Consider the following 20946-nt stretch of genomic DNA (forward strand, 5'->3'; position numbering starts at 1 on the left):
GACGTCAGGCCGCGATGATGTTCGGGGCGAACCGGCACCAGTAGTCCGTGATCGGCCCGTCGGACTCGCGGATGCCGACTCCGAAGGACTCGCCGCCCACGACCCACGACCCGAGCACCGGGTGGTTGTGTCCGTTCGACCCCGGGAAGTCCGGGAGCTCGTGGTACTGCTGCCACACCCGTTCGGCCCCGGTGCCGGGGCGCCGGTACTCGCGACCGTTCGTCGTGACCGAACCGTCGGCTCGGTGCACCGCGATGCCGTCGCCCTCGCGCCCGAACACGGGCTTCACGACGAAGTCGCGCATGCCGTTCGGACCGTCCGCGAAGGCCGGCAGCAGGTTCGGGTGGCCAGGGAACAATCGCCAGAGCGCGACGAGCAGCAGCTTGTTCGACAGGAACATCTTCCACGCCGGCTCGTACCAGCGGCCGAGCCGCCCGCGGTCGCTGACCAGGAAGGCGCCGAACTCCTCGTCGCCCTGCGCCCGGTCGTCCCCGGAGACGAGGTCCTCCCACGGGTACAGCTTGAAGAGGTTGCGGATCACCGGGTACTGGGTCCCCGGCTCGTCCCCGGGCAGCGTGAACACGCTCCGCGATGAACCGGCCGGCTCCTGGTCGCCGACGAACTGGCGGGCCGTCGGGTGCCAGCCGATGTCCTTCATCTCGATGCCGGTGTGCTCCCACCCGGCCTCCCCCGCCAGGTCGCGCATGTAGGCCACGGTGTCCCAGTCCTCGCCCGCCGTGTCGAGGTCGGAGTGCGCCACGAACAGTCGGCCACCGTCCTCGGCGCGCAGGGATTCGTGCAGCAGTGTCCGCCAGCGCGCCACCATCGCCTCGTGGATGCCGTTCCACTGGTCGGTCTCGGCGGACAGTTCGCCGGTGGTGAGCCGGTCCTGCATCCAGTGCCACTGCGTGACCGATGCCTCGATCAACCCGGTCGGGGTGTCCCCGTTGTACTCGAGCATCTTGGCGGGTGAACCGTCTCCGGCGTACGCCAGGTCGAACCGCGCGTACAAGTCGGGCTCATCGTGCTCGAGCGACCACGAGGCGAGGTCGAACCCGGCTCGCGTCAGGCCCAGCGTGCCGAGGGCGCCGGTGGCGAGGTACCGGGCGGCTTCGAGGCACATCCGGTGCAGTTCCTCGGTCTGCCGCTCGAGCGCCTCGACCTCCGGCAGCGTGAAGACGTACGCGGCGGTGTCGTTCCAGTACTCGACGGGCGTGCCGTCGTCGCGGACGGACCGCGAGTAGATCAACCCGGTCTGCTGGATCCGGCGCCGCCAGTCCGGACGCTCGGGGAACTCGATGCGCTCCATCAGCCGCCGAACCCACCGTGACCGCCGGCTCCGCCGAAGCCGCCCTTGGTGACGGAGCTCCCACCGGACGAGAGGCCGGCCTTCGCGGTCTTCCCGGCGGGCAGGGCGCTCGTGCCGCCGGAGACCGCGTCCCCCACGCCGGGGACCCTCGTGGCACGGTTGGCGAAGAGCGGCAGGAAGTACCAGCCGGCGTGCCCGCCGTGGTTGTTGCAGTCGTCGTCCGGCAACCGCTTCTCGGTCGCGTTGTCGCGGCAGATCTTCGCGTAGTCGCTGTCGACGCCGGCTCCCTCGCCACACCCGGTCAACGACGCTGCCAGGGCTGCGACCACCCCGATGGAGACGACACGGGAAGCTCGGCGACGAACACTCACGAAGGGGAACAGTACCGCTCCCCATGGACCGGTGTCCGCGTCGGCACCTCGACCAGCGCAGACGATCGTCTGGCGAACCGGTAGCGTGTGCGGTGGCGGCAGCCGCCGCACACCGTCCACGAAGGGCCGACCATGCCGCGGAGCACCGATCGGGTCCGGGCGTCTCCGATCATCCTCGCCGTGGGGATCGCTGCGCTCGCCGTCGCCATCGCCCTGCCCGCGCCGTCACCGACCACGCCGGGCCCCGAGACGATCGGCCTCGGCGCATCCGGCGCACTCGGCGCCGCACTCGGGGCACCGACCGTGACGAGTGGCGCACACCGGTTCGCGATCCGCCCACCACGGACGGTCGGCACCAGCGGAGTCGTCAGGGTGCGGTTCGCCGGACTGGGCACCCCCGGTGCCGTCGTCGTCGTCCACTACGGCAGCCCCGGGGACGACTCCGGGAACGAGCGCGTCGCGGAGATCGAGCCGGGCAGCAGCGCCGTCGGCTCGACCGGCCGGTTCGCCTTCACGGCGGCGCTGCCCGAGCTGCCCCGTGGAGCCGACCGGGCGTCCTGGAGCGCCCGCCTGATCGACCCCACGTCACTGGACGTCCTCGGCCGCGTCGAGGGCGTTCACCTCGTCGAGCACACCGAGCACTGACCACCGATCCACGGCCGGCACGATGAGAGGGCGCGCAGGATGCTGGCTCCCGTCCCGTCCTGCGGTTACGTTCGCTAGACGAACGTCTGGCCAGCAGTCAGCGGCGAGACCTGACCTCGAGGAGCCCCCGTGTCGACACCCCACCGCACCCCGTCATCCCGACCCGCGTCCATCGCACTCGGGGCCGCACTGCTCCTGACCTTCGGCCTCGCCGGCTGCTCCACGGCCGGATCCGCAGCGCCATCACCCTCTCCGTCCCCAGCCGCGCAGGGCGACGCTCCCGCGACGACCGACTCGTCACCGTCGGTCGACGTGACCGTCGCCGCGACGACACTCGGCAAGGTCGTCGTCGACGGCAAGGGCATGACCGCCTACTACTTCGACGCCGACGTCAAGGACTCCGGGAAGAGCACCTGCACCGGTGGCTGCGCGACCGCGTGGCCCGCGATCGAGGCGACGACCACGACACCGAAGGTGTCCGGCATCACCGGCAAGGTCGGCACCATCACGGGCGTGGACGGCGGACGGCAGATCACGATCGACGGCCGACCGATCTACACCTTCATCGGGGACAAGAAGGCCGGTGACGTGACGGGTCAGGGCGACAAGGGCGTCTGGTACGTCGTGAACCCGGACGGCTCCGAGCAGAAGAAGTAGGCCGGGCACCCCGGCGGGACGGCAGGGATGCCACGCCCGCCGGGGTCAGTCCTCGGGCTCGGCCGGGTGCCCGCCCACGCGCACGGGCTCCACCTGCTCGAGCAACGCGTGCACACCCGGCAGACCGAGCCCGGTGAACAGCGCCGCCCACAGGTCCCGGAGCTGCCCCTCGGTGTCCCGCGTCAGCCGGGCGCTCGTCCGGGCCCACATCACCCCGAAGGTCGACGTCAGCACGAGGTCCGCCGCACGTGCCCACTCGGGGTCGGTGGCCGGTCCGGTGCCACCGCTCGAAGCCGACAGGTGCCGACGGACGTAGTCGTCCCACGTGAAGACCCGTGGAATCACCTCCCCCGCACCGCGGAGTTCGTGACTCAGGCGGATCGCCCCGGCAGCCACCGGACACCGTATGGCGTCGGAACAGGCGGACGTGAGCATGACGAGCAGGTGTTCGAGCCCCTCAGGCTGCCGGATCAGCGAGTCGATCGCCGCCCAGCGCGCCTGCTGCCGCTCGATGACCGCGAAGGCGAGTTCGTGCTTGGACGAGAACACGTGGTAGCCGATCGCCGACTTCGGGCGGTCCATCGCGGCGGCGACCCGTGCGAACGAGGTCCCCGCGTAGCCGTGGCTCGCGAACACCGCCGCCGCAGCCTCGATGATCTGCTCGCGGGTCCGGGTCTTCGCCTGCTGCCGCTGGTTCATCGCACTCCTCGGTCGGGTCTTGGTTCATCATACGAACGTCTGACCAGGAGTCGGCAGCGGTCCCACCGGGCGCAATGCCTCTGATCCCCTCAGCTTCAGGATTTCGCTAGACGATCGTCTGGCGCGTTGTTAGCGTTCACGCACACCGGGCCACCCTGGCCCGTCCCCCCACGAAGCGAGGAGTCCCCATGCGTTCGACCCCGTCCACCCACCGCTCCCCGTCGGTCCGCCGACTGACCGTGCTCGCGACGTGCGTCACCCTCGGCGGTGCGCTCGCCGCCGGCGTCCTGGTCCCCGCGCAGGCCGGAGCCGCCACGATCTCCCACACGGCGCACGCCACACCCACCTCGACCCGGGCTGCGGCCGTGGCGTTCACCGCGAAGACCCACGGCGGGCCCGACCGGAAGAGCTTCACCGGCATCACCTTCGCCGGGACCGGGAAGCCCGGGACCCTGGTCATCGTCTACTACGACGCACCGGGCAAGCCGCGGGGCCTGTTCAACAAGCACATCGCCGAGGTCACCTCGGGCGACGACGTCGTCAGCGCCAGCGGCCACTACCGCTTCACCGCAGCGTTCCCGGACCTGCCGCGCGGCACCACGACACTGCACTGGCACGCCCGTCTCAGCGACCCGGACACCCTGTCGGTGATCGGACGCGTCAACGGCACCCGCACGCTCGGCTGACCCGTGACCCGCCACGCGCAACCGGCGCTCGTCCGCTCCCTGGCCGTCGCGGTGTCACTTGCCGCCGTCGTCGGGGCCACCCTCACCGGGGCTCCGTCGGCCTCGGCCACCACGAACAACCCCGACCGGGTCGCAGCGCCGATCATCGCCGGCACCGAGGTCGGTGTCCCCGGCGGGTCCTGCACGGTCGGTGCCGTGCTGTCCGCCAAGGGCTTCCGGAGCCAGCGCAAGCAGTACCAGCGAGCGACCCGTTGGGTGGTGCTCGCGAAGCACTGCGCGCCGCTGCAGGCACCCGTGCAGCTCGCCGGCGCGACCGTCGGCAACGTGGTCTGGCAGTCCGCGGACTCGGACCTCGAACTCGCCGTCGTCCCGCCCCTGGCGTGCACCCGGGCGCGGACGGCGACCGGGTCGTGCGACCGATCGGTCGCGACCTGGACACCCCGGGCATCGGGTCGTGTGTTCAACCGGGTGGACGGGGGCCTGGTACGCGCCGCCGTCACCGGCATCGGCAAGCCAGATGCCGATCCCTTCTGCACCAGCGGGGCGGCGAGCGGGCTGCACTGCTCCTGGACGGCCACACGCGTGCCGGCAGGGAGCCATCCCGGCGTGCAGCACCTCGCCGCCGCCAGCGCCGGCGCTGGCATCGAGCCGGGCGACGCCGGCGGACCGGTGATGAGCGCCACGAACCGGTTGTACGGGATCATCTCGAGCAGCACGACGAGCACTACGGGTTCGACGGTGCTGCTCTACACGCCCGCCCGGCAGGTCCTCACCGAGCTGTTCCGGTACCGGCTGGCCCCGGCGTCCTGAGCCGCTGGGTGGGCGACTGAGCGCTGCCTCATGACCCGGACACGCCCCGGCCACCTCGCCGCCACACCGCCGACGACCCGCGCCGCGATCCTGCGGGGAGCCGGACGCCACCACGTCCGGCTCCCCCCGACCCCCGGGTCCTGATCAGATCGAGGTTGCCCCGTGTCCCCGCTCCGCCGCTCCCCACTCACCCACTCCCCACGCACCCGTTCGCCGCGCACCACCCGCGTCGCAGCGACCGCCCTCGCCGGCTTGGCCGTCGTCGCCTCCGCCGCGTTCTCCGTCACGGCAGCCCACGCCGACGACGCCCTGCAGCCGGCGCTCACCGCCGCCGACCACCCGATCACCGACGTCCCCGGGCTGGTCAACGGCCGTGAACTCGCCGCGGTCCACGGACGGTCGGGGCAGACCGTGAACGCCCCGCGCCTGATCCGCTCCGAGTCTCTCGACAAGATCACCGCCGCCGGGGCCACGACCCTGGCCGACGAGTACCACGTCGACCTCGTCGTCGACCTGCGCACCCCGTCCCAGATCGCCGCGAAGCCGGACGTCGCGATCCCGGGTGCACGCCACGTCGACATCTCGATGTTCGGCGCGGACGGCGACTACAGCGACGACACCGCGATGTACCACGACCTGGTCGACAAGGGCCGGGTCGACCAGGCGACACCCGGGTCGATGATCACCGCGTACCGCCGCGTGCTGCGGATCCTCGCCACGCACACCAGCGGCACGGTCCTCATCCACTGCTCACACGGCATGGACCGCACCGGCACCGTCGTGGACCTGCTCGACCGGGTCCTCGGCGTCGACAGCGCGGACATCCTGCACGACTACCTGCTCTCGAACACGCAGCTCGGGGTGACCTGGGCGACCCCGCAGCTGCTGCAGGGCACCTTCGAGCAGGACATCGCGACCGAGTACGGCGGCATGGGCTCGTACCTGACCGACACGATCGGCGTGACCAAGCACGAGGCTGCGGCCCTGCGCGAGCGTTTCCTGGTGTCGAACGACCCCACCGTGTCCTCGATCACGGTCGCCGGCGTGCGTGTCCACCTGCCTGCCGCTGCCTCGTCGCACGGTGCGACCGTGACCGCTCCGGTCCGGACGCTGCGCGTCGCCGACGTCCACGTGCACACGACGAACCCGAACGCGGCCGCCGCAGTGCACGTGTCCGGCCGGACGGCACGCATCACGGTCACCGCCCAGGACGGCACCACGACGAAGGAGTACCGCCTGACGCTCCGTCGCCCGGCGACGAAGCGCTAGCCCGGCACCCACGCCGACCGCCCGCTGCCCGCGCCGGGCGGTCGGCGTGACCAACTGTTCACCACCACCGTCGCCCGGTCCGGGCGTCCCTCCGGCTACCGTGACACTCGTGCAGTCCTCCAGACAACGGCGCCCGCGGTGACCGGACACCCCGCCGTCCCGACCATCCACGACGTCGCCGCCCTGGCCGGTGTGTCGAAGTCGGTCGTCTCCCGCGCCCTCGCCGGCGCGTACGGCGTGGCTCCGTCGACGACCGAACGGGTCAAGCGGGCCGCGCTCGACCTCGGCTACGTCGCGAACGCGAACGCCCGCGGCATGTCGGCACACCGCACGCACACGCTCGGGGTGTTCGTCCGCGACGCCTCCACCCCCTTCTACGGGCACCTGCTGACCGCGTTCCAGCTGCAGGCCGCGGCGCGCGGGTACCGCGTCGTCACCGCCACCGGTGCGGGGTCGTTCCCGGTCAGCGAGGAACGCCGGGCGTTGGAGACCCTGGTCTCCCTGCGCGTCGAGGGGCTCATCGTCTGCAGCGGCGCCCTGCCGATCGCCGACGTCCTGCCGTTCGCCCGGCGCATCCCGACCGTGGTCTCCGGGCGCCCCGAGACGAACGATGCGGTGAGCAGCGCGTACTGCGACGAACGCGGCGGTGGACGCGGCCTCGCCGACCACGTCGCCGACCTCGGACACCGACGCGTCGCCGTGCTGACGGTCACACCGTCCGGGTCACTGACGCAGTCGGCACGCACCGACGCGATGGTGCGCCGGCTGCGTGCGCGCGGCGCCGACGTGCTCCGGATCCGCTCCGAGGACCACGGAGCAGACCCCGAGGACCTCGACTCGTTCGTCGAGCAGGTCCTGCGGGCCGGCGGTGTCACGGCGATCATGGCACCGAGCGACCGCTGGGCCGTCGGCGTGCTCGAGTCGATGCGCCGCCGCGGCCTCCGAGCACCGGACGACCTGTCGGTCACGGGCTACGACGGGGTCGCCCCACTCGCCACCGAGCTGCTCGGCATCACCTCGTGGCGACAGCCGCTCGGCCTGATCGGGCGCCTGTCCGTCGACGACGTGGTCGACCAGATCGACGGCCGCTCGACGGGCGTGACCCACAACGCGGTCGACGGCAGCCTGGTACCGGGCCGGACCGCCGCCCGGGTCTGACCCCCTGGCAGAACGCACCCCTGGCCTGCCCGGCCCGCTCCTCAGCCGCGACGTTCGGTCGTTCGAGAGTCCGAGTGACGATGTGGTCGGCGAACACGGTCAGCACGCGGGGAGCGTGACGCTGGCGACGGCACCCCCGGAGGGGACGTTGCGGAGGTCCGCCGTCCCGTTGGCACGTTCGGCGATGCCTCGTACGAGGGAGAGCCCGAGTCCGCTCCCGCCGAGGACGGCACGCCGTGCACTGTCCGCCCGGGTGAAGCGGTCGAAGGCCTGTGGGAGGAAGTCGTCCCTGACGCCGGGTCCGTCATCGACGACGCGCAGCTCGAGCCGCCCGTCGGCGGACTGCTCGAGTGTGACCCGGATCACGCCGCCGTCCTCCCCCGCTGCGATCGCGTTCGCCACGAGGTTGTCGACGACCCGGGCGAACGCCGCGGGCTCGATCCCGTAGTGCTCGTCCGGCGCAGTCAGGCGGACGGCGAAGTCGATGTCGCGCAGACCGAGGGACGAGACGGCGCGAGCACGGTCGATCGATCCCATGAGTTCCGTGACGAGCGCAGCGACCGGAGTCGACGGAACGGCGCCGCCTTCACCCAGTCGACTGAGTTCGAGCAGGGCGTTCGCCAGCGCGACCAACCGGGCGGCATCGCTCTCGGCTGCGCGCAGCGCACGTTCGAGGGCCACGGCATCGCCGGACGAGCGGTGCGCGAGTTCGAGCCGCGCGGTCAGTGCCGCCAGCGGCGTGCGGAGTTCGTGGCTCGCATCGGAGACCATCCGCCGCTCACGCTCGGTGTTCTCGCGCTGCCGGTCGATGAAGGTGTTGAGGGTCCGGGCCAGTGCCGCGAGTTCGTCGTCGGACGCCCCGACGGGCAGGTGTCCACCACCGTTCCCGGCACTGAGGTGCTCGGCGATCCGGCGCATCCGCCCCACCGGGCGCAGGGCGAGCGTCGACAGCAACCACGCCGTCGCGGCGAAGGCGAGCAGCGCCACGATCGTGCCGACGACCAGTGACCGGTCCACCCGCGCCACCGTCTCCTCTCCGGCCCGACCGTCGTGCGCGGCCCAGACGACGAACGACCCGGCGGCGTTCCGCACCGGCACACCGACGACCGTCACGACCCGGTGTGCGGTGTGGAGTCTCAGCGTGTCGCCGTCGTCCGGCACCGTCGAGGGCAGCGCCGCACGGACGTCGCGCGGCAGGGAGTCCACGACCCATCCGCCGGACGACGACCGGATCCCGACCAGGACGTCCTCTGCCGGACGGTCCGGCGCCTCGTCCGGGTTGCGCCGGAGATCGGAGACGAAGGGCGCGGCGTCACCGGAGGCGAGGGACCGGTCGGTCGCGAGCGTCGCGCGTTCGATCTGCACGTGCAGGACGACCGCGACCCCGGAGAGCACGACTGCACCGACCATCAGACTCCCGAGGGTGATCCGGGCACGGATCGACAGACGGCGCAGGAACCTCACCTCGCCGACACGACCTCGAGGGCGTACCCCACGCCGCGCACCGTCCGGATCACGACGTCAGCGCCCGAGGCCTGCAGTTTCTTGCGGAGGTAGCTGACGTACTGGTCGACGATGGTCGGATCGAAGTGCTCGGGGCTCCCCCAGACCTCCTCGAGCACCTCGGTTCTGGTGCGCGTGTCAGGGGCGCCCTGGATCAGGAACCGCAGCAACGAGAACTCCTTGACGCTCAGCGGCAGGTCCCGCCCGCGCACCGACGCACGCACGGCCAGGGTGTCGAGCCGCACCGAACCGGCCTCCACGATGGTCACCCCACCCGCGGCGCGACGCCGCAGGTGCGCCCGGATCCGCGCGTTGAGCTCGGTGATCGCGAACGGCTTCGTGAGGTAGTCATCCGCCCCGGAGTCCAGCCCGAACACCCGGTCGTCGACGGCGTCCCGTGCGGTCACCAGGATCACCGGGAAGTCCTGGCCGAGCTCACGGAGCCGCCGACAGACCTCGAAGCCCGTCATCCCGGGCAGCATGACGTCGATCGCCGCCGCCTCGAACGACTGGGCCCGGGCCTGGACGAGTGCGGCGATGCCGTTGGTCACGACCGTGACCACGTGTCCTTCACCGGTCAGGCCGCGCTCGACGAGGGCACCCATCTCCGGGTCGTCCTCCACCACCAGGATGTTCGCCATCTCAGACGACCCCGCTCGTGCCGAGCAGGGACCCGATGACGAAGGTCGCCGCGAGGGCCAGGGCTCCACCGACGACCACCCGGGTGGTGGCGCGGCGCAGCGAGCCTCCGCCGATGCGGGCTCCCGTGGCTCCGGTCAGGGCCAGCGCGAGGAGGACGACGACGAACGTCGCGGGCACCCGGATCGCCTCCGGGAAGAGGAGGATCGCCAGGAGCGGAAGGAGCGCGCCGATCGAGAACGCTGCGGCGGATGCGAACGCGGCGTGCCACGGGCTGACCACCTCGTCCTCGTCGATCCCGAGTTCGGTGGTGAGGTGTGCGGCGAGGGCGTCGCGCTCGGTCAGTTCCGAAGCCACCTGTTCGGCCGTTGCTCGTCGGAGACCGCGGGCCTGCCAGAGCTGCGTGAGCTCCTCGAGCTCGGCGGCCGGGTCGTCGGCCAGTTCGCGGCGTTCCTGCTCGATGAGGGACTGCTGGCTGTCCTTCTGGCTGCTCACCGACACGTACTCGCCGAGCGCCATCGACACCGCGCCGCCGACGAGGGCCGCGATGCCGGCCGTCGCGATCGCCGGCACGGACGACGAGGCACCGGCGACGCCGACGACGATGGAGGCCGTCGACACGATCCCGTCGTTCGCGCCGAGGACTCCGGCGCGCAGCCAGTTCAGACGTGCCGCGAGGTCGCCGGTGTGCGCTTCTCCGGCGTGCGGCTCCGCGGTGCTCATGGTCTCAGCGAACCATGTCCGGGACGCCCTGTTCGTGTGAGGTTTCGAACGATCCGAGCCGCCAGATCCTGTTGTCTGGTCGAACCGCGCCTGCACCGTCGGGCGCTCGACGTGAAAGGCCGTCATGGACTGGCAGTTCGGCGGGATACCGCTCCACCCCCTCTTCGTCCACCTGACCTCGGTCGCCGTCCCGGTCGCGGCGTTGACCGCGATCGTGGTCGCGGTGTGGCCCGCGGCACGACGGTGGCTCGCGGTCGGCGCACCGATCATCGGCCTCATCGCCCTCGTCTCGGTCCCCCTGGCGACGTCCTCGGGTGAGTGGCTCGAGCACCGAGAGCGCGAGAGCGCACTGCTCGAACGGCACACCGAACTCGCCGACGGCCTCTTGCCGTGGTCGATCGCGGTCTTCGCGCTCCTGCTGCTGTGGTGGGCCTGGCACAGGTTCGCGACCGACCGGGTGACGAGCGGCGGGGCGCTGCGCGCGGTCGCGGTCGTGGGTCCCGTGCTGCTGCTCGCCGCCGGCGTCGTGTCGATGATCGAGGTCATCGTCATCGGACACGCGGGCGCCGCGTCCGTCTGGAAGGGCTGACCGCACGGACAGCGACGGCACCTGTTCGGCACCGCCGACACCCATCGTTCACCGTCCTGTCACGGACCGACGGGTGAGATCCGGACCCGTCCGGTCGATCATGGGGAACGTTCCCGACCATCGGGAACGTTCCCCATCGACCGACCACGGACGGACCCATGCCCCAGAACGTCACCGCCAAGCTGCCGCGCGACCCGAGCGACCCGTACCGCCACGGCATCTACCTGCGCCCGGACGCCCGCACCTGCCGGGCCGTCACGGTCGTCACCGACCAGCTCCGCGCGCAGTACGGCCTGCTGTCGGCCGGTGCCTTCCCGCCGCACGCGACGCTCGTCGGCAGCCAGCCGTTCGGCAGCCACGAGGACCAGGTCGTCGCGGCGGTCACAGCGCTGCTCGACAGCCGACCGGCGTTCGACGTCCACAACGCCGGCGTCCGTGAACAGGGCATCGGGTTCGTCTACGACGTCGCGACCCGACCGGACGGCTCGCACAACGACGACTTCGTCCGGCTCGCCGCCGACATCGAGGCCGTGGTCGCACCGTTCCGGCAGCCGATGCAGGTCCCGCTGGCGAACGACTACGACCCGGAGCAGTACCGCGCGCACCTCTCCCTCGCCTCGCACGACCTGTACGGCCGACCGGACCTGCACGACGAGGTCGGCGCGTTCATCCGCGAGCTCGACGTCGACGTCCCGACCGGGTTCCGCGGCGACACCGTCGCGCTCTACCGCACCGCGAGCCCGGACTGGTCCGGTCGCTGGTGGCAGACGATGACGTGGGAGCACGTCCACACCTGGAAGCTCGTCTGACCGTGGCCGCGACCCTCCGCGACGTCGCCGAGCGGTGCGCCATCTCGCGATCGCTCGTGTCACTCGCCCTGCGGGGCGACGACGGTGTGTCCCGGCCACGTCGGGAACTCGCGGTGCGGACGGCGGACGAGCTGGGCCTCCCGGTCGGTTCGCTCGCCAGGCGACGCGCGCAGGGCGCGCCGCTCGTACTCGGGGTGGTCGTCACCGAAGCCGCGAACCCGTTCCACGACGAAGCGCTCCGGAGCGCACGCGCGACCGCGCAGACCCTGGGGTTCGCGCTCCGGGTCGTGGACGGGTTCCGTGACCCTGCCCGGCTGGCCGACGGCCTGGAGGCCCTGCACGCCTCCCACGGATCGGCCGACGGTGTCCTCGGGGTCGCGGTCCTGAGCAGTCGGCTCGCCCCGGCACGGCTCGCGGCGGTCGCGCGCGACCTGCCGGTCGCGGTCCTCGGGTCGAGCGGGTCGGCGCTCGCCGGCCTCGGACTCGACACGGTGCGCGCCGACGAGGAGTCGGGCATGCGCGCGCTGGTGCTCCACCTCGCCGCACTCGGCCACCGACGCACGTGCTTCGTGGCGGAGTCCGACCACCCCTCGACGACCCGTCGTGCCGTCGCGCACGCCGCGGTCACCGCGCAGCTCGGCGAGCCCGGCGACCACCGCGTCGACGACGTCGAGGCCCTGGCAGCCGACCCGGCGCGGATCGCGCGACACCTCGGAGACGGGGTGACGGCGTTCGTCGCGACGAACGACGCGACCGCGGCTCGGCTCGTGGCGATCGCCGACGGCGCGGGGCTCGCGCTCCCCCGGATGGCGGCGGTGACCGGGTTCGACGGCACCGGTCTCGGCGAACGGCTCGACCTGACGAGTGTCGACCAGCCGCGCGTCCGGATGGGCGCGCGGGCGGTCGAGCTCGTGGTCGAGCGGCTCCGGGGTCGCCGCGGCGACCGGCACGAGGTGCTCCCGACGCACCTGCTGCCGCGTGGGTCCACCGCCAGGGCGGTCGCCGGGCACCCGCTCGGCTGACCGCTCGCGACGCCCGCGTTCAATCGGTCGGCGGCCCGGTCTGCGGCTCAGTCGGCGGGCCGGCTGGCGGCCCGGTCGGCGGCTCAGTCGGCGGCGGTCGTGGCCGACAGCTCCTGCACCCGGCGCACCAGCTCGGCGTGCGATCCCCCGGCGCCGGCGGCGACGTAGTCGTCGGCCAGGTGGGCGCGGCCGACGGCTTCGCCCCGACGGAAGCCCCGAAACCACCCGCCGGCGCGCTCGAGCACCAGTGCCCCGGCGGCGACGTCCCACGGGTGGGTGGCGAAGCCCATCGTCACGTCCGACCACCCGGCGGCGACGTGCACCAGGTTGAGGGCGCCGCTGCCGAGGCTGTGGTGGTGGCGGTACCGGAGCGTCAGGTCCCGGAGCAGGTCGAACGCCGCTGCTTCGCCGAGCAGGTCGAGGTCCTGCTGCACCGGGAAGCTCGTCAGGACCGTCGCTGCGTCGTCGGGCCCGGACGACGAGTGCATCGGCGCACCGTCGAGCCAGGCACCGTCGTCGTCCGCCGCGAACACGTGGTCGGCGACCGGGTCGAAGACCACGCCGGCGACGACCTCGCCGTCGACCTCGGCCGCGATCGAGATGCACCAGTACGCGAGTCCGCGGGCGAAGTTCGCGGTGCCGTCGATCGGGTCCACGATCCACCGCACCACGGGGTCCGCGGTGCTGCCGACGCCCCCGGCGGTGCCGGTGGTGTCGCTGCCGCCGGTGGTGCCGCCTTCTTCGCCGAGCACGACGGAACCCGGCACGGCGGCGGTGAGCACCGCCGTGATCGCCTCTTCCGCCGCGCGGTCGTGCAGGGTGACCACGTCGTGCGCATCGCGCTTCGTGCTGATCGTCATCGGGGCGCGGAACACGGCGAGCAGGTCGGGAGCGACGGTGCGCGCGGCCTCCTCGGCGATCGCCCGGAGTGTCTGGGGAGCAGGAACGGTTCGCATGGTCCCCGGTTCTACGACGTCGAGGCCCCTGGACAGCGAACCACGCCGGTCGACGGACCGAACCCGAGGTGAACGCGCGGCGTGCGGCGGTGAACGACGGCGCCCGTTCGGCGGAGGGGTTGAACGCGGCGTGAACGGGTGACGGCGGGTGGCCGACGTGCCTTGACCGGTCTCCGGCCCCCGCCGCACAGTGGAGTCGTTCCCGGTTAGGGAACGTTCCCTACTCGGAGGAGTCCGCCCCATGACGGTCCCCGTCAGGTCCGGCCTGGTCGCCGGTCCCCCGCGTACCGCAGGGTCGCCGCGGTCGCCGCGGTCGCCGCAGTCGCCGCGTCCACCCCGGGCGACCCGGACGACGCGGTCCTCGTTGCGCTCGGACCGACGGCTCGGTCTGGTGCTCCTCGCACCGGCGCTGCTCGCGTTCGCGGTCTTCGTCTTCTACCCGCTCGGCCGCGTCCTGGTCCTCAGCACCCAGGGCACCGACATCTTCGGCCAGCCGGCGGGCTCGGTGGGGCTGCAGAACTACGTCCGCACGTTCACCGACCCCGCGTTCGGACGGACGATGCTGACCACCGCGGTCTTCTGCGTCGGCGTGGTCGTCGGCCGCATCGTGTTCGGTCTGCTCGTCGTGATCCCCCTGACCGTGAAGCTCCGCGGCCTGCCGGTCTTCCGCGCACTCCTGACGGCACCCATGGTCGTGTCCGTGTCAGCGGGGTCCGTCGCGTTCGCGGCGATGCTCGCACCCGGCAACGGGCTGCTGAACACGGTGATCACCCAGTTCGGCGGCGCGCCCGTCCCGTTCCTGACGAGCACGCAGTGGGCCTTGGCGAGCGTCATCGTCGTGACGATCTGGGGGTCGCTCGGGTTCACCGTGCTGCTCCTGCTCGGAGCGTTCGGTGCCATCGACCAGGACGTCATCGAGGCGGCGCACCTGGACGGTGCCGGGCCCGTGCGGACGCTCTGGTCGATCTCGTTGCCGCTCGTCACGCCGACGATCTTCTTCGTCGTCGTGACCGGAACCGTCGAGGCACTCACGACCTTCGGGCAGATCCAGATCCTCACCGGCGGCGGTCCGGCCGACTCCTCGAAGACCCTCGTCTACGCGATCTACCAGCAGGCCTTCGGGTCCGGCAGCGCGAACTTCGGCCTCGCCGCCGCGCTCGGGGTCGTGCTGTTCCTGCTGGTCCTCGGGCTGTCGCTCGTGCAGTTCGGCGTGCTCGAGAAGCGGGTGAACTACTGATGCGCCCCGTCACCGCGCGCCGGCTTCGGAGCGTCTTCGTCTACGCCTGGCTCGTCATCGCGGTCGTCGTCGTCTGCTTCCCGCTCTACTACGTGTTCGAGGGCGCGCTCACCCCGACCCGGTACCTGGACCAGAGCCTCGCCGGTCTCGTGCCGATCCACCTGACGCTCAACAACATCGTCCGCGCCACGCAGGTCGTCCCGCTCGGGCAGCAGTTCCTGAACAGCGTCGTCGTCACCCTCGCCCAGACGGTACTGCAGGTCGGCATCGGCATCATCACCGCCTACGCCCTGGTGTTCTGTCGGCTCCGGGGCACCCGTGCCCTGTTCCTCGTCCTGCTCGCCAGCATGATGATCCCCGGCGAGACGACCCTGATCGCGAACTACCTGACCGTCTCGTCGTGGCACCTCATCGACACGCTCCTGGTCGTCTTCCTGCCGTTCGTGGCCTCGGCGCTGACGATCTTCCTGTTCCGCCAGGCGTTCCTGAGCTTCCCGGACGAGCTGCGCGAAGCCGCGGTGCTCGACGGCGCCGGACACTTCCGGTTCATCCGGTCCATGCTCCTGCCGCTCACCCGCCCGACGCTCGTCTCGGTCACCCTGGTGAGCGCGACGGCCGCCTGGAACGGGTTCTTCTGGCCGCTCCTCGTCACCAACTCGCCGGAGCACCGCACCGTGCAGGTCGGCATCGCCCAGCTGTCCGACGCCGAGGCCGCCGACATCGGCGTGGTCCTCGCCGGCGCTGCCATGGTGACCCTCCCCGTCCTGGTCCTCGTCCTCGTCGCCCAGCGGTTCCTCGCCGGCGGCCTCACCGCCGGGGCGCTCAAGTGACGACACGCTCGATCCCCTCCCCGACCCCCGCCCGCCCCACACCCGAAGGACGCACCATGCCCGCACGTCGTTCCACCGCCCTCACCGCACTCGCCACCGGGGCCGTCGCGGTCCTCGCCCTGACCGGGTGCTCCACGTCGAGCTCCGCGTCGGACAGCTCCGGCCCCGTCACCGTCGACTTCTGGCACGCCATGTCCGGGCCGCCCGCGACCGAGCTCGACGCGCTCGTCGCCCGCTTCAACAAGGAGAACGACCAGCACATCACCGTGAAGTCGTCGTTCCAGGGCGACTACGCGGCCGTCCAGACGAAGTACACGGCGGCGGTGCAGTCCGGCTCGACGCCGGACCTGCTCATGATGAACGACGTGTCGACCGGTTTCATGATCGACTCCGGCCAGACGGTGTCGCCCGCGAAGATCAGCGGCTCGACATCGGGCGCCGACACGATCGCCCCGGCCGCCGCGACCTACTACAGCGACGGCAAGGCACTCGCGGCGATGCCGTTCTCGGTCTCGATGCCCGTGCTCTACCTGAACAAGGCACTCGTCGCGAAGGCCGGCCTCGACGCGACGAAGCCGCCGAAGACGTTGGCGCAGGTCGCGACCTGGGCCGAGAAGATCCACGCCGCGACCGGTGGCTACGGCATGAGCATGAACATGGGCGACTCGTGGATGCTCGAGGAGCTCAGCGCCTCGGGCGGCCAGCCCTTCTGCACGCCGGACAACGGGCGGAAGGGCAAGCCGGTCACCGGCGTCTCGCTCACCTCGGACACCCAGGTGCAGTTCATGACCACGCTGCAGAAGCTCTACCAGGACGGCGCCGCCCTGAACCCCGGCACCGACTCGACCGTCCAGAACTCAGCGTTCTCGAGCAACAAGGTCGGGATGCTGCTGACCTCGTCCGGTGCCTACACGACGGTCGACCCGAACGGCTCGAAGTCCGTCGTCGCCCGGTTCCCCACGACGTCGGCCTCCGACGACGCCGGGCAGGTCATCGGCGGCAACGCGCTGTGGATCTCCGGCAAGGGCCACTCGTCCGCCGAGCAGCAGGCGTCGTACACGTTCGCCAAGTGGCTCCAGACGCCGGACGTGCAGGCCGAGTGGGCGAAGGCGACCGGCTACGTCGCGATGAACACCGACGCCCAGGACACCACCGTGGGCAAGCGCTCCCTGTCCGACCCGAACATCGCCACGATGTACCAGCAGCTCGCCGACGACCCCACGAGCGTCGCCGCGGCCGGCTGCATCACCGGAGCGTTCCCGACGGTGCGCGCCACCGTCATCGGCGCCTTCAACCGGATCGTCGAGGGTGCCGACGTCGAGTCGACCATGACCGATGCGGAGCAGCAGGCCGGCAAGCAGATCGAGTCCTACAACGAGGCCGCTGGCAAGTGAGCACGGTCGGCGCGTGAGCGCCCCGCGAGGCTGACCAAGGGTTCATGGAGCACGACCGTCGTTCGCCATACGGTTGTCTGACGAAGCGGGCAGGCAGCCCGCGCGACGATCGGAGCCCTGTGGTGTCTGCTGCGAACGGCCGGCCCGGCTACGGGGATCCGGAACCCCTGCGCATCGTGTTCTCGTTCCCACGGGGGCGGGGACACCTCGCGCCGATGCTGCCGCTCGCCCGCGCGGCCAGTGCTGCCGGACACCGGACCGCACTGAGCGGCGCACGCGAGGCGGTCCTCGAACAGACCGGGTTCTCGCACCGGCAGCCGCGGGACGTGGAGCTGCCGGCGAGCAGGCCGGGCACCGGCACCCTGACCCCGATCGACCCGAGCACGGTGCTCACCCGCGTCCCCCAGGTGTTCCTGGGAGACGCGGCCGCCGGGGCCGTCGTCGACGTCGGACGGCTGGTCACACGGTGGACGGCCGACCTCGTGGTCTGCGGGGAGTTCGACTTCGGCGCGATGACCGCCGCCGAACGAGCCGGGGTGCCGTGCGTGGTGGTCCTGGCCTTCGCCTCGGCCGGTGGGACCTGGCGCGACGCGGTGCGAGAGCCGCTCGAGGCGCTCCGCCGACGCGCGGGACTCGGGCCCGACCCGCAGCAGCACATGCTCGGCGGCGCGCTCACCGTCATCCCGTTCCCGGCGTCGATGCGATCCGGGCAGGAGCTGCATGGTCCGGTGATCCGGATGCGACCGGACACCTGGTCGTCACCACCGTCGGACGCCGCGGCGTGGTTGGCCGCCGGCAACGGACCGCGCGTCTACGTCACGCTCGGCACCGAGTTCAACACGAAGTCAGGTGACCTGTTCGCTCGGCTCATCGACGCCCTCGCCGCCCTGCCGGCACGGATCCTCGTGACGACCGGACCCTGGGTCGACCCGACGACCTTCCCGGTGCCGGCGGGGCCGGGAGCGATCCGGATCGAGCAGTACGTCCCGCAGGACTCGGTGCTCGGGCTCGTGGACCTCGTGGTGAACCACGGCGGGTCCGGATCGGTGACCGGGGCACTCGCGCACGGGGTGCCCCTGCTGGTCCTGCCGCTCGGTGCGGACCAGTTGCCGAACGGCGGCTGCGTCGAGGCCCTGGGCGCCGGACTCGTCCTCGACGCAGCGACGGCGACCCCGGCGGACATCCGCACCACCGCGTCGCGACTCCTGACCGAGCCGTCGTTCCGCGTCGCAGCCGGACGGGTCCGGACCGAGATCGCGACGGGCGAACCTCCGGCCGTCGTCCTGGCCGCCGTCGAGCGCCTGGTCGGCTGGACGCCCGCCCCGCGGTGAGGAGCGCAGGTCCCGCCACACCACGGCGGCGCGGCTGTCCGACGGTCAGCTCGTTGGTGAGCGAGGGTCTGTCGGCGCCTGCGGCCTTGGGCGAGTTCGGCGCGAGTTCCCAACCTGCATCGCTACCGCTGTCCGGCCGCGCATGACCCTCCTCCGCGGCCGTCGGTATGCCTGCGGCGCCGAGCTCATAGCTGAACAGCCGATGCAGGACCGCGAAGCGGCCATCGAGGCACCTCGCCGCTCACGTCTCGGATCGTCAGCAGGTTTCCTAGGGGGCAAGGTTGCGCTTCTCGAGCCAGTTCTCGGTGACGGTCATCTTGACCTGGCCGCCGATGCTGTCCTCTGTGGCGTCGAATCCGTGCCAAGCGAAGGGGACCTGCACGATCGTCGCGTCGGCGCCCGCTTGTTTCGCCTGTTTCATCACCTCGTCGTTGCCCTTGGCGGGGATGAAGTCATCTCGCTCGGGCTGCAGGACGAGAGTCGCCGGGATCGCGGCGCTGAGGTAGGTCGAGGGCGACACTGCTCGGACGTGGTCGGGGACATCAGCAGGTGCGCCACCGAGGAAGAACCGCGTGAACTCCTGCGGGTTGAAGCTCGGCAGGGGTGAGGCGCCGTGGTCGTACGTGTAGTCGATGTTGCTCACGGGATACCCGGCCACGACGGCGTCGGGAACGGGGACCTTGCCAGCTCCGGGGCACGTGGAGGGGGCGGCACCCGCGGCGGCGGACCAGCCGAGGAGCATGGCGAGGTGGCCGCCTGCGGAGTCACCCATGACGGTCAGCTTGCCGGTGTCAGCGCCGACGTCCTTCGCCAGCTTGTCCGTCCAGGTCAGGGCGCAGGCGACGTCGGCGGGGGCTTCGTCCCATGTTGCGTGCGTGGCGTCCGCGAGCCGGTAGTCGACGTTGACGACGTACCAACCCCGATCGGCCCACCGCTGCGCGAGACTGTCGGACTCTTCCGCAGTACCGCCGTACCAGCCGCCGCCATGGATGTACATCATCACCGGCGCGCCCTTCGGGCCGCCCTTGGGTTCGTAGATGCGCGCTTGCTGGGCCTTGCCGCCAGCCGTGACGTAGGTCGTGATCTTGGTCGGGGTCACGGGCGTGTTCGTCAGCGCCAGAGTGCGGGCGAAGTTCACGGAACCGCCGTTCGCCGTCGCCGAATGCACCAGGGCTGCGGTGATGCCGGTCGAGGCGACCAGCGCCCCAAGGGCGAGAACAGAGGCGATGCCCCGGATCACGGGTCGTCGCCGTGCCCGCCAGAGGGGAACGCAGAGAAGAACAGCGATGACACTGACGATCACCAGGTGTGGCGCGAAATAGCCCCAGGCCATCGAGCCGCCGAGCGTCACGATGTTGCTCGTCGCGGGAACGAGGTTCCCGGCAGCGAGGACGACAACAAGGCCCCCCAGGACGGCGCCGACCACGGCAGCGACGGTCCGCGCCCACCGGAAACGCGCCGGACGGTCTCTGCCAGTCCGCTCGTCCTGCGGAGGTAGGGACTGGGGTGACTGCTCGTTCGTGCTCATGGTGCCCTTCATGCAAGCCGACGTGGTGAATCGAGACTACGTCTAAACATCGACGCCGTCTAGCTCTTGGGCGTTACACTCGGCGTATGAGTTCCCCTGCAATCCCGCGCGGACGCCGCGAGATGTTGAAGGCCCGCTCACGACGCGCGATCCTCGACGCGGCCATCGCGTTGGTCGCCGAGCGGGGTGGCCCCGCCTTCACCGTCGAAGAACTCGCCGAGCGTGCTGACATGTCTCGGGCGACGGTGTTCAACTACTTCCCTTCGGTGTCAGACGTCTTGGTGACGGCGAGTGTCGAGCAGTTCGAGACTGCGTGGGCGACGTTCGACGAAGTGAGTGCGGCCGCGCCAGGGACCGACGGTTCTCGTGCCGCTGTCTTTGACGAGGTGTCTCGGTCATTGCGCGCCACGAGCATGCCCGACGTGATCGTGTCCGTCGGAGCAGTCGTCGGGCGAGGCGACGAAGCGTCACCCCGGCACGAAGCCCTGCTCCGACAGGTCATGGACCGAACCTCGCTGCACCTGGCCGAGCACGTCTCCACCCGCTACCCGAGTTGGAGCCGTCTCGAAGTCGATCTGCTCGTTGGATCGCTCATGAGCGGCGTCACGGTCGCCTCGAGCCACTGGCTCCTGAACGAGGGCGGGGACCTCAGCACAGAGTCCAGGGCCACCTGGACCCGGATGCTCGACAGCGCAATCGAGGGGTCACGAACCGGCTACGGCCAGAACAACCGACCCACCTGAGCTGTCGATCCACTGCGCCGGAGCGACGACCCGACGAC

At 71.4% G+C, this 20946-nt stretch carries 22 protein-coding genes; 14 read left to right on the top strand and 8 right to left on the bottom strand.

Going from position 1 to position 20946, the window contains the following annotated elements; genetic code table 11:
* Positions 1–4: 4 nt before the first annotated feature.
* Together DEJ05_RS09150 and DEJ05_RS09155 are read right to left on the bottom strand one after the other, a co-directional pair.
* On the bottom strand, positions 5–1309 hold the full coding sequence (locus DEJ05_RS09150; protein ID WP_111030207.1) for a glutathionylspermidine synthase family protein: 1305 nt from the start codon (positions 1307–1309) through the stop codon (positions 5–7).
* Positions 1309–1680: a tRNA-dihydrouridine synthase gene (locus DEJ05_RS09155; RefSeq protein WP_258370571.1), complete on the bottom strand. Its 372-nt coding sequence runs from the start codon at positions 1678–1680 to the stop codon at positions 1309–1311. Before DEJ05_RS09155 ends, DEJ05_RS09150 begins: the two co-directional genes overlap by 1 nt.
* A 132-nt stretch (positions 1681–1812) precedes the next feature.
* Between DEJ05_RS09155 and DEJ05_RS09160 the strand changes: the two genes are divergently transcribed.
* Positions 1813–2325: a hypothetical protein gene (locus tag DEJ05_RS09160; RefSeq protein WP_111030208.1), complete on the top strand. Its 513-nt coding sequence runs from the start codon at positions 1813–1815 to the stop codon at positions 2323–2325.
* Between the two features lie 129 nt (positions 2326–2454).
* Positions 2455–2982 (top strand): hypothetical protein, encoded by a 528-nt coding sequence (locus DEJ05_RS09165; RefSeq protein ID WP_111030209.1) that lies wholly within the window; start codon positions 2455–2457, stop codon positions 2980–2982.
* A gap of 45 nt (positions 2983–3027) precedes the next feature.
* Here the strand turns inward: DEJ05_RS09165 and DEJ05_RS09170 are convergent, their stop codons facing one another.
* Complete coding sequence (locus DEJ05_RS09170) at positions 3028–3681, bottom strand: helix-turn-helix domain-containing protein (protein WP_111030210.1); 654 nt, start codon at positions 3679–3681, stop codon at positions 3028–3030.
* Positions 3682–3869: 188 nt separating this feature from the next.
* Here DEJ05_RS09170 and DEJ05_RS09175 point away from each other — a divergent pair, with 188 nt between their 5' ends.
* The 4 genes from DEJ05_RS09175 (at position 3870) to DEJ05_RS09190 (ending at position 7604) form a co-directional block, all read left to right on the top strand.
* Complete coding sequence (locus DEJ05_RS09175) at positions 3870–4367, top strand: hypothetical protein (RefSeq protein ID WP_111030211.1); 498 nt, start codon at positions 3870–3872, stop codon at positions 4365–4367.
* 3 nt (positions 4368–4370) lie between these two features.
* Positions 4371–5177 (top strand): trypsin-like serine protease, encoded by an 807-nt coding sequence (locus DEJ05_RS09180; RefSeq protein ID WP_111030212.1) that lies wholly within the window; start codon positions 4371–4373, stop codon positions 5175–5177.
* Between the two features lie 162 nt (positions 5178–5339).
* Positions 5340–6446: a tyrosine-protein phosphatase gene (locus DEJ05_RS09185; protein WP_111110279.1), complete on the top strand. Its 1107-nt coding sequence runs from the start codon at positions 5340–5342 to the stop codon at positions 6444–6446.
* 138 nt (positions 6447–6584) lie between these two features.
* Positions 6585–7604 (top strand): LacI family DNA-binding transcriptional regulator, encoded by a 1020-nt coding sequence (locus DEJ05_RS09190; protein ID WP_111110280.1) that lies wholly within the window; start codon positions 6585–6587, stop codon positions 7602–7604.
* A 99-nt stretch (positions 7605–7703) separates the two neighbouring features.
* On the opposite strand, the gene DEJ05_RS09195 is transcribed toward DEJ05_RS09190, so the two are convergent.
* The 3 genes from DEJ05_RS09195 to DEJ05_RS09205 are packed head-to-tail and all read right to left on the bottom strand — an operon-like array spanning position 7704 to position 10469.
* A complete protein-coding gene (locus DEJ05_RS09195; RefSeq protein ID WP_146245065.1) occupies positions 7704–9014 on the bottom strand; it encodes a HAMP domain-containing sensor histidine kinase in 1311 nt (436 codons plus the stop codon).
* 50 nt (positions 9015–9064) lie between these two features.
* Positions 9065–9748: a response regulator transcription factor gene (locus DEJ05_RS09200; protein WP_111110282.1), complete on the bottom strand. Its 684-nt coding sequence runs from the start codon at positions 9746–9748 to the stop codon at positions 9065–9067.
* A 1-nt stretch (position 9749) separates the two neighbouring features.
* Positions 9750–10469, bottom strand: a complete 720-nt coding sequence (locus tag DEJ05_RS09205; RefSeq protein WP_111110283.1) for a VIT family protein — start codon at positions 10467–10469, stop codon at positions 9750–9752.
* 124 nt (positions 10470–10593) lie between these two features.
* Between DEJ05_RS09205 and DEJ05_RS09210 the strand changes: the two genes are divergently transcribed.
* The 3 genes from DEJ05_RS09210 to DEJ05_RS09220 all read left to right on the top strand — a co-directional run bounded on the left by DEJ05_RS09210 (position 10594) and on the right by DEJ05_RS09220 (position 12889).
* A complete protein-coding gene (locus DEJ05_RS09210; RefSeq protein ID WP_111030218.1) occupies positions 10594–11058 on the top strand; it encodes a DUF2231 domain-containing protein in 465 nt (154 codons plus the stop codon).
* A 158-nt stretch (positions 11059–11216) separates the two neighbouring features.
* The gene (locus tag DEJ05_RS09215) at positions 11217–11867 is read left to right on the top strand and encodes a 2'-5' RNA ligase family protein (RefSeq protein ID WP_111110284.1); all 651 of its coding nucleotides are present in this window, start codon (positions 11217–11219) and stop codon (positions 11865–11867) included.
* Between the two features lie 2 nt (positions 11868–11869).
* Positions 11870–12889 (top strand): LacI family DNA-binding transcriptional regulator, encoded by a 1020-nt coding sequence (locus tag DEJ05_RS09220; RefSeq protein WP_181440695.1) that lies wholly within the window; start codon positions 11870–11872, stop codon positions 12887–12889.
* An 83-nt stretch (positions 12890–12972) separates the two neighbouring features.
* Here DEJ05_RS09220 and DEJ05_RS09225 read toward each other — a convergent pair whose 3' ends face one another.
* Positions 12973–13845 carry an inositol monophosphatase gene (locus DEJ05_RS09225; protein WP_111110285.1) on the bottom strand — a complete coding sequence of 291 codons (873 nt, stop codon included), beginning with the start codon at positions 13843–13845 and terminating at the stop codon, positions 12973–12975.
* A 391-nt stretch (positions 13846–14236) separates the two neighbouring features.
* Between DEJ05_RS09225 and DEJ05_RS09230 the strand changes: the two genes are divergently transcribed.
* From DEJ05_RS09230 to DEJ05_RS09245, 4 genes are all read left to right on the top strand, one after another.
* Positions 14237–15082 (top strand): carbohydrate ABC transporter permease, encoded by an 846-nt coding sequence (locus tag DEJ05_RS09230; RefSeq protein ID WP_258370572.1) that lies wholly within the window; start codon positions 14237–14239, stop codon positions 15080–15082.
* Positions 15082–15912 carry a carbohydrate ABC transporter permease gene (locus tag DEJ05_RS09235; protein WP_111110286.1) on the top strand — a complete coding sequence of 277 codons (831 nt, stop codon included), beginning with the start codon at positions 15082–15084 and terminating at the stop codon, positions 15910–15912. Before DEJ05_RS09230 ends, DEJ05_RS09235 begins: the two co-directional genes overlap by 1 nt.
* Positions 15913–15968: 56 nt before the next feature.
* Positions 15969–17306: an ABC transporter substrate-binding protein gene (locus DEJ05_RS09240; RefSeq protein ID WP_111030223.1), complete on the top strand. Its 1338-nt coding sequence runs from the start codon at positions 15969–15971 to the stop codon at positions 17304–17306.
* A 122-nt stretch (positions 17307–17428) separates the two neighbouring features.
* A complete protein-coding gene (locus DEJ05_RS09245; RefSeq protein WP_258370573.1) occupies positions 17429–18637 on the top strand; it encodes a glycosyltransferase in 1209 nt (402 codons plus the stop codon).
* 268 nt (positions 18638–18905) lie between these two features.
* Here DEJ05_RS09245 and DEJ05_RS09250 read toward each other — a convergent pair whose 3' ends face one another.
* Positions 18906–20063, bottom strand: a complete 1158-nt coding sequence (locus tag DEJ05_RS09250) for an alpha/beta hydrolase (protein ID WP_181433111.1) — start codon at positions 20061–20063, stop codon at positions 18906–18908.
* A 188-nt stretch (positions 20064–20251) separates the two neighbouring features.
* Here DEJ05_RS09250 and DEJ05_RS09255 point away from each other — a divergent pair, with 188 nt between their 5' ends.
* Positions 20252–20908 (top strand): TetR/AcrR family transcriptional regulator, encoded by a 657-nt coding sequence (locus DEJ05_RS09255; RefSeq protein WP_111030226.1) that lies wholly within the window; start codon positions 20252–20254, stop codon positions 20906–20908.
* Positions 20909–20946 lie beyond the last annotated feature (38 nt).

The organism is Curtobacterium sp. MCLR17_045, from assembly GCF_003234405.1.
Classification (GTDB): domain Bacteria; phylum Actinomycetota; class Actinomycetes; order Actinomycetales; family Microbacteriaceae; genus Curtobacterium; species Curtobacterium flaccumfaciens.

Coding starts and splice junctions, on each gene's coding strand:
- DEJ05_RS09150 (WP_111030207.1), bottom strand. CDS start 1,309: ATGGAGCGCATCGAGTTCCCCGAGCGTCCGGACTGGCGGCGCCGGATC.
- DEJ05_RS09160 (WP_111030208.1), top strand. CDS start 1,813: ATGCCGCGGAGCACCGATCGGGTCCGGGCGTCTCCGATCATCCTCGCC.
- DEJ05_RS09170 (WP_111030210.1), bottom strand. CDS start 3,681: ATGAACCAGCGGCAGCAGGCGAAGACCCGGACCCGCGAGCAGATCATC.
- DEJ05_RS09175 (WP_111030211.1), top strand. CDS start 3,870: ATGCGTTCGACCCCGTCCACCCACCGCTCCCCGTCGGTCCGCCGACTG.
- DEJ05_RS09195 (WP_146245065.1), bottom strand. CDS start 9,014: ATGGTCGGTGCAGTCGTGCTCTCCGGGGTCGCGGTCGTCCTGCACGTG.
- DEJ05_RS09200 (WP_111110282.1), bottom strand. CDS start 9,748: ATGGCGAACATCCTGGTGGTGGAGGACGACCCGGAGATGGGTGCCCTC.
- DEJ05_RS09205 (WP_111110283.1), bottom strand. CDS start 10,469: ATGAGCACCGCGGAGCCGCACGCCGGAGAAGCGCACACCGGCGACCTC.
- DEJ05_RS09210 (WP_111030218.1), top strand. CDS start 10,594: ATGGACTGGCAGTTCGGCGGGATACCGCTCCACCCCCTCTTCGTCCAC.
- DEJ05_RS09215 (WP_111110284.1), top strand. CDS start 11,217: ATGCCCCAGAACGTCACCGCCAAGCTGCCGCGCGACCCGAGCGACCCG.
- DEJ05_RS09225 (WP_111110285.1), bottom strand. CDS start 13,845: ATGCGAACCGTTCCTGCTCCCCAGACACTCCGGGCGATCGCCGAGGAG.
- DEJ05_RS09235 (WP_111110286.1), top strand. CDS start 15,082: ATGCGCCCCGTCACCGCGCGCCGGCTTCGGAGCGTCTTCGTCTACGCC.
- DEJ05_RS09240 (WP_111030223.1), top strand. CDS start 15,969: ATGCCCGCACGTCGTTCCACCGCCCTCACCGCACTCGCCACCGGGGCC.
- DEJ05_RS09255 (WP_111030226.1), top strand. CDS start 20,252: ATGAGTTCCCCTGCAATCCCGCGCGGACGCCGCGAGATGTTGAAGGCC.